Source organism: Caballeronia sp. LZ043, from assembly GCF_031451075.1.
Lineage (GTDB): Bacteria > Pseudomonadota > Gammaproteobacteria > Burkholderiales > Burkholderiaceae > Caballeronia.
In genome coordinates this window covers 206,325-220,889 of sequence record NZ_JARUXT010000004.1, presented here as the reverse complement: position 1 = coordinate 220,889, position 14,565 = coordinate 206,325, and the positions used below count along the sequence as shown (strand labels likewise).

At 66.4% G+C, this 14,565-nt stretch carries 14 protein-coding genes; 3 read left to right on the top strand and 11 right to left on the bottom strand.

Annotation, left to right across the window (positions count from 1 at the left end):
• The first annotated feature begins 358 nt into the window (after positions 1-358).
• Positions 359-2,239 (top strand): PAS domain S-box protein, encoded by a 1,881-nt coding sequence (locus QCE64_RS28725; RefSeq protein ID WP_404987785.1) that lies wholly within the window; start codon positions 359-361, stop codon positions 2,237-2,239.
• An 18-nt stretch (positions 2,240-2,257) separates the two neighbouring features.
• Here QCE64_RS28725 and QCE64_RS28720 read toward each other — a convergent pair whose 3' ends face one another.
• Entirely contained in the window at positions 2,258-3,325 is a 1,068-nt protein-coding gene (locus QCE64_RS28720; protein ID WP_309927481.1) for an FUSC family protein, read from the bottom strand.
• Positions 3,326-3,455: 130 nt separating this feature from the next.
• Positions 3,456-4,373, bottom strand: a complete 918-nt coding sequence (locus QCE64_RS28715; RefSeq protein ID WP_309925659.1) for a LysR family transcriptional regulator — start codon at positions 4,371-4,373, stop codon at positions 3,456-3,458.
• 120 nt (positions 4,374-4,493) lie between these two features.
• On the opposite strand from QCE64_RS28715, the gene QCE64_RS28710 reads away from it, so the two are divergent.
• A complete protein-coding gene (locus QCE64_RS28710) occupies positions 4,494-4,928 on the top strand; it encodes a VOC family protein (protein ID WP_309934405.1) in 435 nt (144 codons plus the stop codon).
• Positions 4,929-5,058: 130 nt separating this feature from the next.
• Positions 5,059-6,621 (top strand): serine hydrolase, encoded by a 1,563-nt coding sequence (locus QCE64_RS28705; RefSeq protein ID WP_310007588.1) that lies wholly within the window; start codon positions 5,059-5,061, stop codon positions 6,619-6,621.
• A 64-nt stretch (positions 6,622-6,685) separates the two neighbouring features.
• On the opposite strand, the gene QCE64_RS28700 is transcribed toward QCE64_RS28705, so the two are convergent.
• The 9 genes from QCE64_RS28700 to phnG form a co-directional block, all read right to left on the bottom strand.
• Positions 6,686-6,973, bottom strand: a complete 288-nt coding sequence (locus QCE64_RS28700; RefSeq protein ID WP_309925654.1) for a hypothetical protein — start codon at positions 6,971-6,973, stop codon at positions 6,686-6,688.
• A 244-nt stretch (positions 6,974-7,217) separates the two neighbouring features.
• The gene (locus QCE64_RS28695; RefSeq protein ID WP_309934403.1) at positions 7,218-8,582 is read right to left on the bottom strand and encodes an MFS transporter; all 1,365 of its coding nucleotides are present in this window, start codon (positions 8,580-8,582) and stop codon (positions 7,218-7,220) included.
• A 222-nt stretch (positions 8,583-8,804) separates the two neighbouring features.
• A complete protein-coding gene (locus QCE64_RS28690; protein ID WP_310007587.1) occupies positions 8,805-9,938 on the bottom strand; it encodes an alpha-D-ribose 1-methylphosphonate 5-triphosphate diphosphatase in 1,134 nt (377 codons plus the stop codon).
• Positions 9,932-10,699 carry a phosphonate C-P lyase system protein PhnL gene (gene phnL, locus QCE64_RS28685; RefSeq protein WP_309925648.1) on the bottom strand — a complete coding sequence of 256 codons (768 nt, stop codon included), beginning with the start codon at positions 10,697-10,699 and terminating at the stop codon, positions 9,932-9,934. Before phnL ends, QCE64_RS28690 begins: the two co-directional genes overlap by 7 nt.
• A gap of 10 nt (positions 10,700-10,709) precedes the next feature.
• Positions 10,710-11,480, bottom strand: a complete 771-nt coding sequence (gene phnK, locus QCE64_RS28680; RefSeq protein ID WP_310007585.1) for a phosphonate C-P lyase system protein PhnK — start codon at positions 11,478-11,480, stop codon at positions 10,710-10,712.
• Complete coding sequence (locus QCE64_RS28675) at positions 11,477-12,352, bottom strand: alpha-D-ribose 1-methylphosphonate 5-phosphate C-P-lyase PhnJ (RefSeq protein WP_309934398.1); 876 nt, start codon at positions 12,350-12,352, stop codon at positions 11,477-11,479. Before QCE64_RS28675 ends, phnK begins: the two co-directional genes overlap by 4 nt.
• Positions 12,349-13,449 (bottom strand): carbon-phosphorus lyase complex subunit PhnI, encoded by a 1,101-nt coding sequence (locus QCE64_RS28670; RefSeq protein ID WP_309934396.1) that lies wholly within the window; start codon positions 13,447-13,449, stop codon positions 12,349-12,351. Before QCE64_RS28670 ends, QCE64_RS28675 begins: the two co-directional genes overlap by 4 nt.
• Positions 13,449-14,072: a phosphonate C-P lyase system protein PhnH gene (gene phnH, locus QCE64_RS28665; protein WP_309925642.1), complete on the bottom strand. Its 624-nt coding sequence runs from the start codon at positions 14,070-14,072 to the stop codon at positions 13,449-13,451. Before phnH ends, QCE64_RS28670 begins: the two co-directional genes overlap by 1 nt.
• On the bottom strand, positions 14,069-14,551 hold the full coding sequence (phnG, locus tag QCE64_RS28660; RefSeq protein ID WP_310007583.1) for a phosphonate C-P lyase system protein PhnG: 483 nt from the start codon (positions 14,549-14,551) through the stop codon (positions 14,069-14,071). Before phnG ends, phnH begins: the two co-directional genes overlap by 4 nt.
• Positions 14,552-14,565: the final 14 nt, after the last annotated feature.

Genomic DNA, 14,565 nt, shown 5'->3' with positions numbered 1-14,565 from the left:
GTTCACGTGCGCGAAGCTGTCCCGGTCGGCCATATCGACAGACTCGTCGTGCATGGCCCGACGCTTGCTGCCCATCTGCAATCCATGTTCCCCCGCACTGGACATGAGCCAGGTGACTGTTGATGAAAACCAGTGTTCACTAGGGCGTTGAGATCCAGAGCTTCTCCGGCTGCGCCATCGGCAACCGATCAAACTGTGTTATCAATAGGCCCTGTCCGTCGAGCATCCGTCTCTCCGAGACCGATCGTTCGAACCCGCAAAGCAGGCCAACGCCGTACTGAAACACAGAATCATGACCCGATCGAAAGCAGCCGCCGTCCCCCACCCTGCCCCGGAACTCGCCCTTCCCGGCCACGCGATGAGCGACGCGCACTATCACGCGCTCGTCAACGCCATCGAGGATTGCGCGATCTTCATGCTCGACCTGAACGGCCGCATCACGAGCTGGAACACCGGCGCGCGCAAGATCAAGGGCTATGAGGCGCACGAGATCATCGGCGAGCATCTGTCGCGCTTCTATACCGCGGAATCCGTGGCGCGCGGCTGGCCCGAGTACGAGTTGAAGCAGGCCTATACCACCGGCCGCTTCGAGGACGAAGGCTGGCGCGTACGCAAGGACGGCTCGCTGTTCTGGGCCAATGTCGTCATCACGGCGGCGCGCAACACGCAAGGCCAGATCATCGGCTACGCCAAATACACGCGCGATCTCACCGCCAAGCGCGCCGAGGAAGAAAAGCTGCGCCTGTCGGAAGAACGCTTCCGGTTGCTCGTCGAAAGCGTCAGCGACTACGCCATCTTCATGCTCGATCCCGACGGCTGCATCGCGAGCTGGAACACGGGCGCGATGCGCATCAAGGGGTATCGGCCGCAGGAGATCCTCGGCAAGCATTTCTCCGCGTTCTATTGCCCCGAGGACCTCGTCGCGAACGTCCCCGAAACCCAGTTGCAGACGGCCATCCGCACCGGACGCGTCGAAACCGAAGGCTGGCGCGTGCGCAAGGACGGCTCGCTGTTCTGGGCCAACGTGGTGATCACCGCGGTGTACGACGAACATCGCGTCCTGCGCGGCTTCGCCAAGGTCACGCGCGACATGAGCGAACGCAAGCGTCTGGAGCAGCTCGAAGCGTCATCGCGGCGCATCAGCGAATTTCTCGCGACCCTCGCGCACGAACTGCGCAATCCGCTCGCGCCGGTTCGCAATGCCGTCGGCGTGATGCAGATGGAAGCGGACCTCAACCCGCGCGTGGCCGCGTGCCGCGACATCATCGACCGGCAGACCTCGCATCTCGGGCGGCTCGTCGACGACCTGCTCGACATGGGCCGCATCACCACCGGCAAGATCGACCTGCGCCTCGCGCGCGCCGACATCAGCGACATCGTCGCGCGCGGCATCGAACTCGTGCGGCCGTTCACCGACGAACGCACGCAGCAGATCGCCACCCGGCTGCCGGACCAGCCGGTCATCCTGATGGGCGACAGCACCCGGCTCGTGCAGGTCGTGCAGAACTTGCTCAACAACGCTTCGAAATTTTCGCCGCACGGCAGCACCATCACGGTGACGGTCGAGTGCGAGCCCAGCGCCATGCTGATCCGCGTGATCGACACCGGGCGCGGCATCTCGCAGAAAGGGCTGACCTCCATCTTCGACCTGTTCGTGCAGGAAGATCATTACCTCGATCCGGGCGAAGCGGGGCTCGGCATCGGGCTGACGCTGTGCCGCTCGATCGTCGAGCTGCACGGCGGCTCCATCAGCGCGGCGAGCGCCGGCGCGCACCAGGGCAGCACGTTCACGGTGCGCCTGCCTTACGCATCCGTCGACGACGCACCGCGCCCGCATCGCGTGCTCGCGCAGGACGCGACAAGCGGCACCGGCCTGCGCGTGGTGGTCATCGACGACAACCGCGATTCCGCCGACAGCCTCGCCATGTTGCTGCAACTGAAAGGGCACGACGTGCGCATTGCCTATCACGGCAAGGAAGGCATCGACGTGGTGCGGCATTTTCCACCCGACCTGATCCTGCTCGATCTCGCGCTGCCGGACATCGACGGCTTCGCGGTCCTGCGTTCACTGCGTTCGTTGCGGCTGCTCAGCGGCGCGATGGTCGTCGCGATGACGGGCTTCGGACAGGAAAGCGACAAGGAACGCTCGGCACAGGCGGGCTTCGAGGGGCATCTCGTCAAGCCGGTCAATTTCGCGGAGCTCGATACGCTACTGGACGCGCTGGCGCAGCGCCATTGAGGCGCGGCGCCGTGGCCGTCAGTTGCGCAGCAGCCGCAACGGAAAGATGAGCCGCGACGCCGCCCATCCGAGCGCGCCGCCCAACAGCGTCTCCCAGGCGCGGGCGGCGAGCAGCGGGATCGAATGAATGCCGTTGACGGCAAGCGTGACGATCAGCACGAAGCCGAACGCGCCGCAGGCAATGTCGTAGCGTTCCGGCAGGGACATCGCATACGCGATCATCGCCAGCGCGGCCAGCGCCCAGATCACCACCGGCCAGTGCTCGGCAAGCGGCAGGCATACGATGCCGAGCGGCACGCCGACGAGCGTTCCATAGATGCGCCGGCGAACGCGCTCCGTCGTGCCCACCGCGGACGTCGCGACCACATAGACGCAGGCCGTGATCGCCCAGGCCGATTCCCGCAGCGAGAACGCGCGATTGAGCAGCACCACGACCAGCGATGCGCAGGCGGCCTGCAAGCCCATCGCGAGCGCGGGCGAAACGGCCTCCCGTCCGTAGGCGGGTTCCGAGCGCAGCGCCGGCAGCACGACCGGATGTTCCGCCGGCCCTGACAGCACGCGCGGCACGAGCGCCGCCAGCATGCCGATCATGAGCGCGAGCAGGATCGCGCCGGTGTCGCCGGGGGTGAGATTCAATCCATAGGCAAGCACCTGGCCGATGTACAACTGCGAGCCCATGCCCGCGCCGGTGCTCCCGAAGCGCTTCAGATAGCCCGCGAAGAACGCGCCGCTCACGAGAATCAGTTCCGCACCGCCCCGCCCGAGATGACGGAACAGCGGCCCGAACCACGCGAACAGCAGCGCGCCGAATGCGGCGGCGAGACACAGGATGACGAGATCGCGGCTCGATTCCCAACGCGTCGTGCGGGCTTCGGAGACGCTCGCCCACAGCGCGAAGCCGCCCGCGAGCGCTCCCACCAACGTGCCGCCAGGAATGCCTTGCGTGACGTCCTGCAAGGCGCCGAGCGCCGCCGCGATACCGTAGGCGGTCACGAGCCGCAAGCCCTTGATGCGCCGGTGCGTGCCGGGATCGACGCGGTCCAGCCAGTCGAGCGCCGCCTGGGCGCGCAGTGTGGCGTAGCGCATGACGGAGCGCGCGGTATTGGCGGTATTGGCGGGACGCGTGTTCGATGTGTCCGGACCGGCGGCAGGCTGTTCGTCGTCCATTGGAAACCCCGCGAAATGACACGGCAGGCAGCCGCGCCTGCCACGCATTCTAGGCGACGCCGCCGCGCTTGCGCATGGAAACGCGCTTCGGCGCGTGTGCTGCTGTCACGATGCAGTCCGCCAGCCGCGCGGCCGCGTCGGGCTCGGCGGCACGCGCGCGCCGCGCCCGTTCGGCGAGACCAATCTCGCGATGAAACGTATCCTCGCCCAGTGAAAGCGCGATGACGCCGCGCGGCCATGGCCGCAGCGCGCGCGAATCCGGCAGCAGCGCCACGCCCAGTCCGCGCGCGACGAGCTCGACGATACCCGGCAGTTCGTCCGCCTCGATCGATTCGCGCACCGCGATGCGCCGCTCGCGCAGGAACAGATCCACCTGCCGCCCGCCGAACGAACGCCGGTCATAACGGATGAACGGCTCGGTTTCGAGCAGGTCGCGCCAGTGCGCCCCACGCCGCGCGCCGGACGCCAGCAACACGTAAGGCTCCGCGCTCAAGGTGCGCCATTGCAGTTCCGCCGGCAGCGAGAACGGCGGACGGATGATGACGGCCATGTCCATTTCCCCGGCATCGACCTGGGCGAGCAGATTCAGCGACACGCCCGGCACCAGACGGATGCGCCACGCCGGCAGCGTCCGCCCGAATGCGGCAATGGCATCCGGCAGCAGCGCCGCATGCGCTGAAGCGATCGCGCCCACCGACAGCGAGCCGCCCCGCCCGCCCTCGCCTTCGGGTTCCGCGAGACGCGCATAGAGCGATATGAGTTCGTCGGCGAGTTCGAGGGTGCGCTTGCCCGCCTTGTTGAGCGTCGCCGAGCGCCCGGTGCGGTCGAAGAGCGCGAAGCCCAGGTGCGCTTCCAGGCGCTGCATTTGCGCGCTGACGGCCGACTGCGTGAGCCCGATGCGCGCTCCCGCGCCCGCAAAAGTGCCGTGACGCGCCACGGCGATAAAGGTCTGGAGTTCGCGCAACATGTTCGATTCATCGAAATAAGTGTGGCTCAGTCCAGCAATATATCGTTTTCAAACAGAAATATTCATGAATACACTGTCGGCTCGTCCCCGCCGTACCCGTATGGAAAAGGAATCTTCATCATGAACACCACCCAGCACGCCATGCCGCCGTTCCATCTGGCCTTCCCGGTTCATAGCCTCGCCGCCGCCCGCGCCTTCTACGGCGACTTGCTCGGCTGTCCCGAGGGACGCAGTTCCGAAGCATGGGTCGACTTCGATTTCTACGGTCATCAGATCGTCGCGCATCTGGCGCCGGAGGAGATCGGCCATCGCTCGACCAGCGCCGTCGACGGCGACGCCGTGCCGGTGCGCCACTTCGGCGTCGTGCTCTCGATTCCCCAATGGGAAGAACTTGCGGACAAACTGCGCGCCGCGCAGACGCGCTTCATCATCGAGCCGCATGTGCGCTTCAAGGGCGAAGTCGGCGAGCAGGCGACGATGTTCTTCCTCGATCCGTCGGGCAACGCGGTCGAGATCAAGGCCTTCGCCGACATGTCCTCGCTGTTTGCCAAGTAAGGCTTCCCGCTCGAACGCCGCGTCTTCCCGCTTTCAGGCAAGCTGCGCGTGTCTGACGGATTGTTTCCAATATAGAATCCGCCGAGCGCACGGTGCGCGAGAACGGTAACGATAACGGGGAGACGCGTGTATGAGACCTTCGCAAGGACGCCGCCGCTTTCTCGGCGCGGCGCTGTGCAGCACGATCGCCGCATGTGGCGGTTCGGATTCCGACGATTCCGGCGCAGCCACTTCTTCCGGCAGTAACCCGACCGGCCCCGTGCCGGATGCGCAGGTCAACGCCGCGCTCGCGCAACTCGATACCCTCGCCAACAACCTGATGACCGCCACCGGCATTCCCGGCATGGCGGTCGCGGTCGTGCGCGGCCCGCCGCCGGGCTACGCCACGGTCCTCGGCAGGGGGCTCGTGGGCTCAGGTCAGGCAGTCGATGCGGACACCGTGTTCCAGCTCGCGTCGGTATCCAAGTCCGTGGGCGCCGCCGTCGTGGCGCGTCAGGTCGGGACCGGCTCGATTGCATGGAATACGCCGGTGCGCGCGCAATTGCCGTGGTTCACGTTGTCGGACGCCGAGGTCAGCGCGGCCGTGACCATCGGCGATCTTTACTCGCACCAGTCCGGCTTGCCCGATCATGCGGGCGACACGCTGGAAGACATGGGCTATGGGCGCATGGACGTGTTGCAACGGCTGCGCTATTTGCCGCTGCATCCGTTCCGTCATTCGTACTTCTATACCAACTTCGGGCTCACGGCGGGGGCGCAGGCCGTTGCAACGGCGGCGGGCATCGACTGGGAAACGCTCTCCGACAACGTGCTGTATCAACCGCTCGGCATGAGCAGCACCAGCTCCCGTTACGCCGATTTCGTCGCGCGCCCGAACCGCGCTCTCGGGCACGTCAAGGTGGGCAATGCGTGGGTGCAGGGCACGGGCACGATGCCCGATCCGCAATCGCCGGCGGGCGGCGTGAGTTCGTCGGTCAACGACATGGCGAAGTGGCTCGCGATGATGCTCGGCGCGGGCGTCTTCAACGGCAAGCGCATCGTCGATGCCGCAGCGCTCGCGGCCGCCACCACCGCGCAGGTGCAGAGTTCTCCGCCCGGCGGCGGCGATCCGGCTGGCTACTACGGTTATGGTTTCAACGTGGGAACGACGAGCGCGGGACGGCCGTCGTACAGTCACTCGGGCGCATTCGCGCTGGGGGCGGCGACCAACTTCATGGTCGTGCCATCGACGAATCTGGCCATTGTCACGTTGACGAATGCGTTTCCGATCGGCGTCGCGGAAGCGCTCAACCAGCAGTTCTTCGACATCGTGCAGACCGGCTCGATCCAGCGCGACTGGTTCAAGCTCTACAACGATGCGCTGGCGTCCCTCGCCAAGCCGAGCGGCTCGCTCGTGGGCGCGACGCCGCCCGCGGCACCGCTGCCGGCGCGAGCGTTGTCCACCTATACCGGCACTTACCAGAACGACTACTTCGGGCCGATCCAGGTCAGCGAGCAGAATGGCGCGCTTGTCATCGTCATCGGGCCGCGTCCGTTGACGCTCACGCTTTCGCACTGGGACGGCGATGTCTTCACGTTCACGCTCGTCAACGAAAACGCCAATCCGGGTTCGATCTCGAAGGCTTCGTTTTCGAGCGATCGCGTGACGCTCGAATACTACGATGCGGATGGACTCGGCACGTTCATCCGTTGAGTGTCGGACGCCATCAAACGCAACGGGACGCCGCACGGCGTCCCGTTGTGCTTTTCGGCGCAGGTTACTTGCCCGAGCCGCTCGCAGTGACCGGCGCACCCGGACCGCTCGGCGTGGCGGTGCCGCCCGGCTCGGTGGACGGGCCCGCTGCCATCGGGCTCTTTTGCATCTTCTTCGAATGCGATGAGGACTTGTGCGAATGCGACATCGAATGAGCCGGTTGCGTGGTCGTCTGCGCGTTGTCGCCGGCTTGCAGGCCCGTGCTCGAGCTCGGCGGATTGTCCTGCGCGAAAGCGGATGCGCACACGAGAGCGAAGGCACCGGCAGCAGTGGTAAGGGCAAAACGTTTCATATCGAAAGCTCCTGATGACGATTGTCGGAATGCGATTCTTGCGGCGTGTCATGCCTGCTGGCCGTCGGAACGCTGCACCCGACGGCCGGTCGCATCTCAGGAGTCAGCACACGCTATGCCACGGTCTGACGTTTCGCTCACGGCAGCGGCAAACAGAAGGCGGATTGCAACGCGCGCTACCAAACAAAACGCCCCGCGTGACTCGCATCACGCGGGGCGTTCACTCACGCAGAACTCACATCCGTCAATGTCCGGCGGGCTCCGTGGAGTCCAGTTCATTTGCCATGGCCGTCTGCGGATGCGCGGCCTGCTTGATGAACAACGCGACAGCGGAAATCAGACCCGCCACGGCGATGGTCGCGAAAATGCCGCCGAAGCTGAAATGCAGGCGCGTCAGCTCGGCAACGAGAAACGATCCCGCGATCCCGCCAAAGCGCCCGATGCCCAGCATCCATGCCACGCCGGTGCCGCGTCCCTGAGTGGGATAGAAGGCGGCGGCGAGCGCGGGCATCGACGATTGCGCGGTGTTCATCAGCACGCCCGCGACGAACACGACCAGCACGAGCAGTCCCACGTTGCCCACTGCCTGACCGATCAGATACACGCTCACGGCGGTCAGCACATAGCACACGGCGATGATGCGGTTCGCGTTGAACTTGTCCATCAGCACGCCGCACAGCACGGCGCCGACGCCGCCGAGCGGGAACAGCGCGGAGATCAGCGTCGCGGTCTGCGGCGCGAGGCCCGATTCCTTGAGCAGGATCGGCATCCAGTTGATGGACGCGTAGAAGATCACGAGGCCCATGAAATACGTGACCCACAGCATCACCGAGCCGACGATGTACGAGCGCGACAGCACCACGCTCATGCCGCTCTGCCCGGCGGCGGCGGGCGCCTTCTCGGTCATGAAGAACGAACCGGCCTGCATCGCGTCCACCGAGATGCGCGCAAGCGTGGCGCGAATCTTCTCGACCGGCCGAGCCTTCGCCACCATGTAGCGCACCGACTCCGGCAGCGTCGCGATCAACAGCACCGAGAGCACCAGCGGCGCGATGCCGCCAAGCAGCAGCACGCTGCGCCAGCCGAAGTGCGGGATCATCCACGCCGCGAGAAACCCGCCGAACGCCGCACCCAGCGGAAAGCCGCAGAACATCAGGTTGATCAGCGTGGCGCGGCGGTTGTCGGGGCAGAACTCGCTCATCATCGTGACGGCGTTCGGCATGGCCGCGCCCAGACCCAGGCCGGTGACGAAGCGCAACGCAGTGAGTTGCGTCAGGTCCGCCGCGAACGACGAAGCCAGGCACGCGACGCCGAAGATCAGCACGGACGAAAGCAGCATCGCGCGGCGGCCCAGCTTGTCGGAGAGCGGCCCCGACAGGAGCGCACCCGCTGCGAGGCCGAACAGCGCCGCGCTCAGGACCGGCGCCAGCGCCGGACGGCTGATATGCCATTCGGCCACCAGCGAGGGCGCAATGAAACCGATCGCCGCGGTATCGAAACCGTCCAGCAGCACGATCACGAAGCACATCCCGAAGATGAGCCACTGAAACGGCGAGAACGGATGGTCGTTGATGAACGTCTGGACGTTCACGGCAGGACTTCTGCTCACTTCATTCCCTTTGTCAGATTGGGCGCGGGCGGCTCGCGATTCATGGCCCGGCACCGATTGCGCTTCTGCTAGCGAATAACCAAGAATGTTCGTTACGCGAACACCGATTCTCACAGCGAACTCGCCAGCGAGGGTACTGAAGAAGAGCGCACGCCGTCAACGCGGGCTTACCCGCGTATGACGGCGTGCTGACGTGAGGCTGTCAGGAATGAAGCGCCGGGCTCAGGCCACGCGTCGTCCGGCGCGCCAGGTTTCGCGCGGCACTTGCACGCCGTCCACCGAAGCTACGCGCACGAGATCGGCGCGCGCTCCGAGGGCGATGGCGCCGCGGTCCGTCAGCCCCGCCGCATGCGCGGGCGCCCAGGAAACCGTCGCGACCGCACGCGGCAGCGACCAGCCCGCCTTCGCGACCAGATCGAACACGGCGATCAGCAGGCTCGACGGTACATAGTCCGACGACAGGATGTCCAGCAGCCCCTCGCGCGCCAGATCGAGCGCGGAGACATTGCCCGAGTGCGATCCGCCGCGCACCACGTTCGGCGCGCCCATGATCGTCGCGATGCCGTGCTCGCGAGCCGCGCGCGCGGCGTCCAGCGTGGTCGGGAATTCAGCGAGCGCGATGCCATCACGTGCGGCTTCCTCGACATGCTCCACGAGCGTGTCGTCGTGGCTCGCGAGCGAGATGCCGAGCGTCTTGCAGCGCTCGACAATCTCCCCGCGATGCTTCGCCGCATAGCGCGCCTGATGCTCGGCCAATTCGGCGAGGATCTTGTTCGCGTGCTCGTCGCTCCACTTGCCGTGGCGTTCCTGATACTTGCGCCACTTCTCGTGGTCCTGCCATTGCCGCTGCCCGGGCGTGTGATCCATCACCGAGGCGAGCCGGAAGAGCGGATGCGCGCTCAGCGAATCGAAGACCTCGACCACGTCCGTCGTGCCCACTTCGCAGCGCAGATGCAGGAAATGATCGGCGCGCAGCACGCCGCGCTCGACGAACTTGCCGATCGACTGCGCGCACTGCACCTGCAATTCGCGACCGCGCACGCCGTCTTCCGGCCGCGAGCCGACGCCCAGCGCATCGAACACGGTCGTGATGCCCGCCGAGGCCACTTGCGCGTCGTGCACGATGATCGCGGCTTCGGGATTCCACAGCACGCCCGGACGCGGCGCGAGATGCTTCTCGATGTTGTCCGTATGCAGTTCGACGAAACCCGGCAGCAGATAGTCGCCGTCCCAGTCCTCGGCTTCGCGCGCGGCTGTATTGCCCGGCGCGATCTCCGCGATCAGCCCGTCCGCGATCCGCACAGTGCCGGTGAAGTCCTCGTCGCGCGTCACGATGCGCGCATTCTTGATCAGCATGTCTGCAACACTCCGGAATCGGTTTGAACGGATGCGGCGGCGGCGCTCTCGAGCCGCACGATGCGGGTCGCGACGCGCGCACGCGTGTCCTCGTCGTGAAAGATGCCGACGATTGCGGCGCCCTGCTCGCGCGCCTCGACGATCAGGTCCGCGACCACGTCGCGGTTTTCGGCATCGAGCGACGCGGTGGGTTCGTCGAGCAACAGCAGCGGATGCGCTGCGATCAAGCCGCGCGCGATGTTCACGCGCTGCTGCTCGCCGCCCGAAAACGTCGCGGGCGCGAGGTTCCACAGCCGGCGCGGCACGTTGAGCCGTTCGAGCAGGCCGCGCGCACGCACGCGCGCCGCCTCCTCCTCGATGCCGCGCGACACCAGCGGCTCCGCGACGAGATCGAGCGCGCTCACACGCGGGATTGCGCGCAGGAACTGACTCACATAGCCCAGGGTCGTGTTGCGCAGACGCAGGATCTCGTGCGGCTCGGCGCTCGTCAGCATCACGTGACGCGCAGGCTGACTGTCGTCGCGAATGGCGATGGTGCCGCGCGTCGCGAGGTAGTTGCCATACATGCAGCGCAGGAAGGTGCTCTTGCCTGCGCCGGACGCGCCCGCGAGCACGACGCACTCGCCGCGCGCGACATCCAGCGACACGCCCGCCAGCGCGGCAATGCGCGCCCCGCCCTGTTGATGCAGCGTGAAAGTCTTCTCGATGCCGCGTGCCTGGAGCATCAGCCGGTCGTGAGTGACGAAGTCATTCGTGGTCATCTGTCGTACCTCAAACGGGCAGCACGGACGCGACGAGCGTCTGCGTGTAGGGATGTTGCGGATCGTCGAGCACCTGGTCGGTCAGGCCGCTCTCCACCACGCGCCCGTCCTTCATCACCATCAGGCGATGCGCGAGCAACCGTGCCACGCCGATATCATGCGTGACGATCACGGCCGCCAGATGCAGCTTGCTGGTGAGCGTGCGCAGCAGGTCGAGCAGGCGCGCCTGCACGGAGACGTCGAGGCCGGCGGTGGGTTCGTCCATGAACACGAGACGCGGGCCCGTCACCAGATTACGCGCGATCTGCAGGCGTTGCTGCATGCCGCCGGAAAACGCCGAAGGCAGCTCGTCGATGCGCGCGGCATCGAGTTCGACGCGCTGCATCCAGTCAGCCGAGGTCTCGCGCAGGTGCCCGTAATGCCGTGCGCCGATGGCCATCAGCGGCTCGCCGATGTTGGCCCCCGCCGACACGTTGCGCCGCAGTCCATCGCGTGCGTTCTGGTGCACGAAGCCCCATTCGGTGCGCGACAGCAGGCGGCGGCGCGGTTCGGCGAGCGTGAGCAGGTCGAGCGTTTCGCCTTCGCACGTGGTGTAGGCGAGCGCGCCGCCATCGATGCCGCTGCGCAACGCGAGCGCGTTCAGCAAGGTGGACTTGCCCGAACCCGATTCGCCGACGATGCACAGCACTTCACCCGCACGGACTTCGAGATCGACGTCGACGCAGCCGCCGCGTCCGTCATAGCGCTTCGTGAGGCGCGTGGCTTTCAGCAATGCGTTCACTGGGGCGCCTCCTCGTTGCCGGACGCGTTGTCCGACTCATCGCGCCGGCTGTGGCAGAAGTCACTGTCGGAACAGACGAACATGCGCGCGCCCTGATCGTCGACGATCATCTCGTCGAGGAAGCTTTCGCGCGAACCGCACAATGCGCAGGCATGCTCCCACTTCTGCACGCTGAACGGATGGTCTTCGAAGTCGAGGCTCTTCACCTTCGTATAAGGCGGAATGGCATAGATGCGCCGTTCGCGGCCCGCGCCAAACAGTTGCAGCGCGGGGTTCATGTGCATCTTCGGGTTGTCGAACTTCGGGATCGGCGAGGGCGACGTCAGATAGCGATCGTTCACCATCACCGGATAGTCGTAGGTCGTCGCGATGCTGCCATGCTGCACGATGTCCTCGTAGTATTTCACGTTGATGAGGCCGTAGTCCGCGAGCGCGTGCAGCTTCCTGCACTCGGTCACACGCGGTTCCAGCCGGTACAGCGGCTCGGGCATCGGCACCTGATAGACCAGGATCTGCTGCTCCGTCAGCGGCGTCTCGGGAATGCGGTGACGCGTCTGCACGATGCTGGCGTCGGCGGTGCGCGTCGTGGTCGCCACGCCCGCCGTGCGCGCGAAGAAGCGGCGGATGTTCACGGCGTTGGTGGTTTCGTCGGAGCCCTGGTCGATCACCTTGAGCGTATCGCGCGCGCCGATGATCGCCGAGGTCACCTGCAGGCCGCCCGTACCCCAGCCGTACGGCAGCGGCATTTCGCGTGACGCGAACGGCACCTGGTAACCCGGCACCGCCACGGCCTTGAGCAGCGCGCGGCGGATCATGCGCTTGGTCTGCTCGTCGAGATAGGCGAAGTTATAGCCTTCGGTCAGCGCGTTCATGCCGCATGCTCCTGATGGTCGTCCTTGCCATGCGCCGCGCGCAGGCGGCGCAGCAGTTCGAGCTCGGACTGGAAGTCGACGTAATGCGGCAGCTTCAGATGCTGCACGAAGCCGGACGCCTCGACGTTGTCGCTGTGATACAGCACGAACTCGGGATCCTGGGTCGGCGAGCCGACCGTTTCACCCAGCTCCTGCGCGCGCAGGGCGCGGTCCACCAGCGCCATGGCCATCGCCTTGCGCTCCGAGTGGCCGAACGCGAGTCCATAGCCTTGCGTGAAGGCCGGCGGCACCTCGCCGCTGCCCGCGAACTGGTTGATCATCTGGCACTCGGTGATGTCGATGTCGCCGATCTCCACTGCAAAGCCCAGTTCGTCGATGTGCATTTCCACCGCGACTTCGCCATGCCGGATCTCGCCCGCGAACGGATGGCTGTGCGCGTAGCCGCGCTGCGTCGCGTAGCCGACCGCCAGCAGGAAGCCTTCGTCGCCGCGTGCCAGATTTTGCAGACGCGTCGGGCGATCGGCGGGAAACGACAGCGGCTCGCGCGACAGGTCGCCCGGTTCCGGCGCGTTCTCCCGCACGCGTTCCTGTTCGATCAGCCCTTCCTTGTCGAGCATCGACAGCACGCGCGGCATGGCGTCCACCGATGCCGTCTTCGCGGGAATAGTTGCATCGCTAACCGGTTCGCCTTCGGCGAGCAAGGTGAAGTCGAGCAGACGTTGCGTGTAATCGTAGGTGCCGCCGAGCATCTGCCCGCCCGGAATATCCTTGAACGCCGCCGAGATGCGGCGCTCGACGCACATTGCCTCGGTATTCACTGGCAGCGTGTAGCCGAAGCGCGGCAGCGTCGTGCGATAGGCGCGCAGCAGGAAAATCGCCTCCACCAGATCGCCGGCTGCCTGCTTGATGGCGAGCGCCGCGAGGTCCTCGTCGTAGACCGAGCCTTCGGTCATCACGCGCGCCACGGCCAGCCGCATCTGCTCGCGTATCTGCGCGACGGACAACTCGGGCACGGCGAGATCGCCGCGGCGCTGCTTCGCGAGTACGTCCCATGAACGTTCGATGGCGCGTTCGCCACCCTTGACCGCGACGTACATCAGTTCACCTCCACGTGAGTCGTGCGCGGCAGCCCGATCAGCGAGCCGCCCGCGACAAAGCAACAGTCGATGCCGCAGGGAAACAGTGCGGCGAGCGCCGCACGTTCGCGCCAGAACCCAGGCGGCAGACCCGCGATGCCGACCGTACGCGTCTGCGCGATGCCCGGACCGCTCCATACGAGCGGCTCGCCTTCCGTTAGCGACGGCACGCGGATGAACAGCGTCGCCGACGTTTCGGGCGTCTCGGGGTCGCCGTGCGAGAACGCATCGAGCGATGGCATGTTGCGCGCGTCGTCGATATAGGCGAACGCAGCCGCGCGGCGGTCGCGTGTGAGCGGCGCGCTCGCATGGAAGCGCAGCGCGTCGCCGAGCACCGAATCTTCGCGCTCGACGAGCACCGGCGTCGAATAATCCGCCAGCGCCAGCAACGCGGCGAACGCCGCGAGCGGCACGCGCCCGGCAAGCGCGTCGCGCATCGCGTGATTGTCCGGCAGCGCGGCATCGATCGCGAGCACACTGCCGGGACGCGACAGTGCATCCAGCAACGCGCGGAACACGCGTTGCGCATCGTGTACGGGATCGTTGAAACCGGGCACGAGCGTGGTCATGTCGATCTGCATCATTCGCCTCTCACCATCGTGAAGAATTCGACCTTGGTCGCCGCCGCTTCCGCTTCCTTGCGGCGCCGTTCGTCGGCAATACGCGCGGCCAGCGGCTCGATCAAACGCGTCTGCAGGCGCGCCCCGTGGGAAGGCGTCTGCAACAGCGCATCGGCGAGCGCGGCGAGCGTCGCCCGCTCCTTGTCGCGGCCCATGTGGACTGCGACGCCCACCGGCGCATGGCCGCTGGCGGTGCGCAGACGCAGCGTGGCGCGCGTGACGGTGGCTTCGCCGAGATTGAACGCGTCGCCCGTGCCGCCAATGCGCCCGCGCACCATCGCCAGGCCGATGTCCGGCGCGCGCAGCCATTCATAGTCAGGCAGCGGCGCACCGTCGAGCGCCGCTTCCAGCGCCTGCTTCAGCGCATCGCGCGACGTGCGCGCCAGCACCGCCATCCAGGCGCGGCGGTTGCCGGCGTCGTGCGGCTCCATTGAAGTACTCATTGCGTTCCTCATGT

Coding starts and splice junctions, on each gene's coding strand:
- QCE64_RS28725 (WP_404987785.1), top strand. CDS start 359: ATGAGCGACGCGCACTATCACGCGCTCGTCAACGCCATCGAGGATTGC.
- QCE64_RS28720 (WP_309927481.1), bottom strand. CDS start 3,325: ATGCGCTACGCCACACTGCGCGCCCAGGCGGCGCTCGACTGGCTGGAC.
- QCE64_RS28715 (WP_309925659.1), bottom strand. CDS start 4,373: ATGTTGCGCGAACTCCAGACCTTTATCGCCGTGGCGCGTCACGGCACT.
- QCE64_RS28710 (WP_309934405.1), top strand. CDS start 4,494: ATGAACACCACCCAGCACGCCATGCCGCCGTTCCATCTGGCCTTCCCG.
- QCE64_RS28705 (WP_310007588.1), top strand. CDS start 5,059: ATGAGACCTTCGCAAGGACGCCGCCGCTTTCTCGGCGCGGCGCTGTGC.
- QCE64_RS28700 (WP_309925654.1), bottom strand. CDS start 6,973: ATGAAACGTTTTGCCCTTACCACTGCTGCCGGTGCCTTCGCTCTCGTG.
- QCE64_RS28690 (WP_310007587.1), bottom strand. CDS start 9,938: ATGCTGATCAAGAATGCGCGCATCGTGACGCGCGACGAGGACTTCACC.
- phnL (WP_309925648.1), bottom strand. CDS start 10,699: ATGACCACGAATGACTTCGTCACTCACGACCGGCTGATGCTCCAGGCA.
- QCE64_RS28675 (WP_309934398.1), bottom strand. CDS start 12,352: ATGAACGCGCTGACCGAAGGCTATAACTTCGCCTATCTCGACGAGCAG.
- QCE64_RS28670 (WP_309934396.1), bottom strand. CDS start 13,449: ATGTACGTCGCGGTCAAGGGTGGCGAACGCGCCATCGAACGTTCATGG.
- phnH (WP_309925642.1), bottom strand. CDS start 14,072: ATGATGCAGATCGACATGACCACGCTCGTGCCCGGTTTCAACGATCCC.
- phnG (WP_310007583.1), bottom strand. CDS start 14,551: ATGAGTACTTCAATGGAGCCGCACGACGCCGGCAACCGCCGCGCCTGG.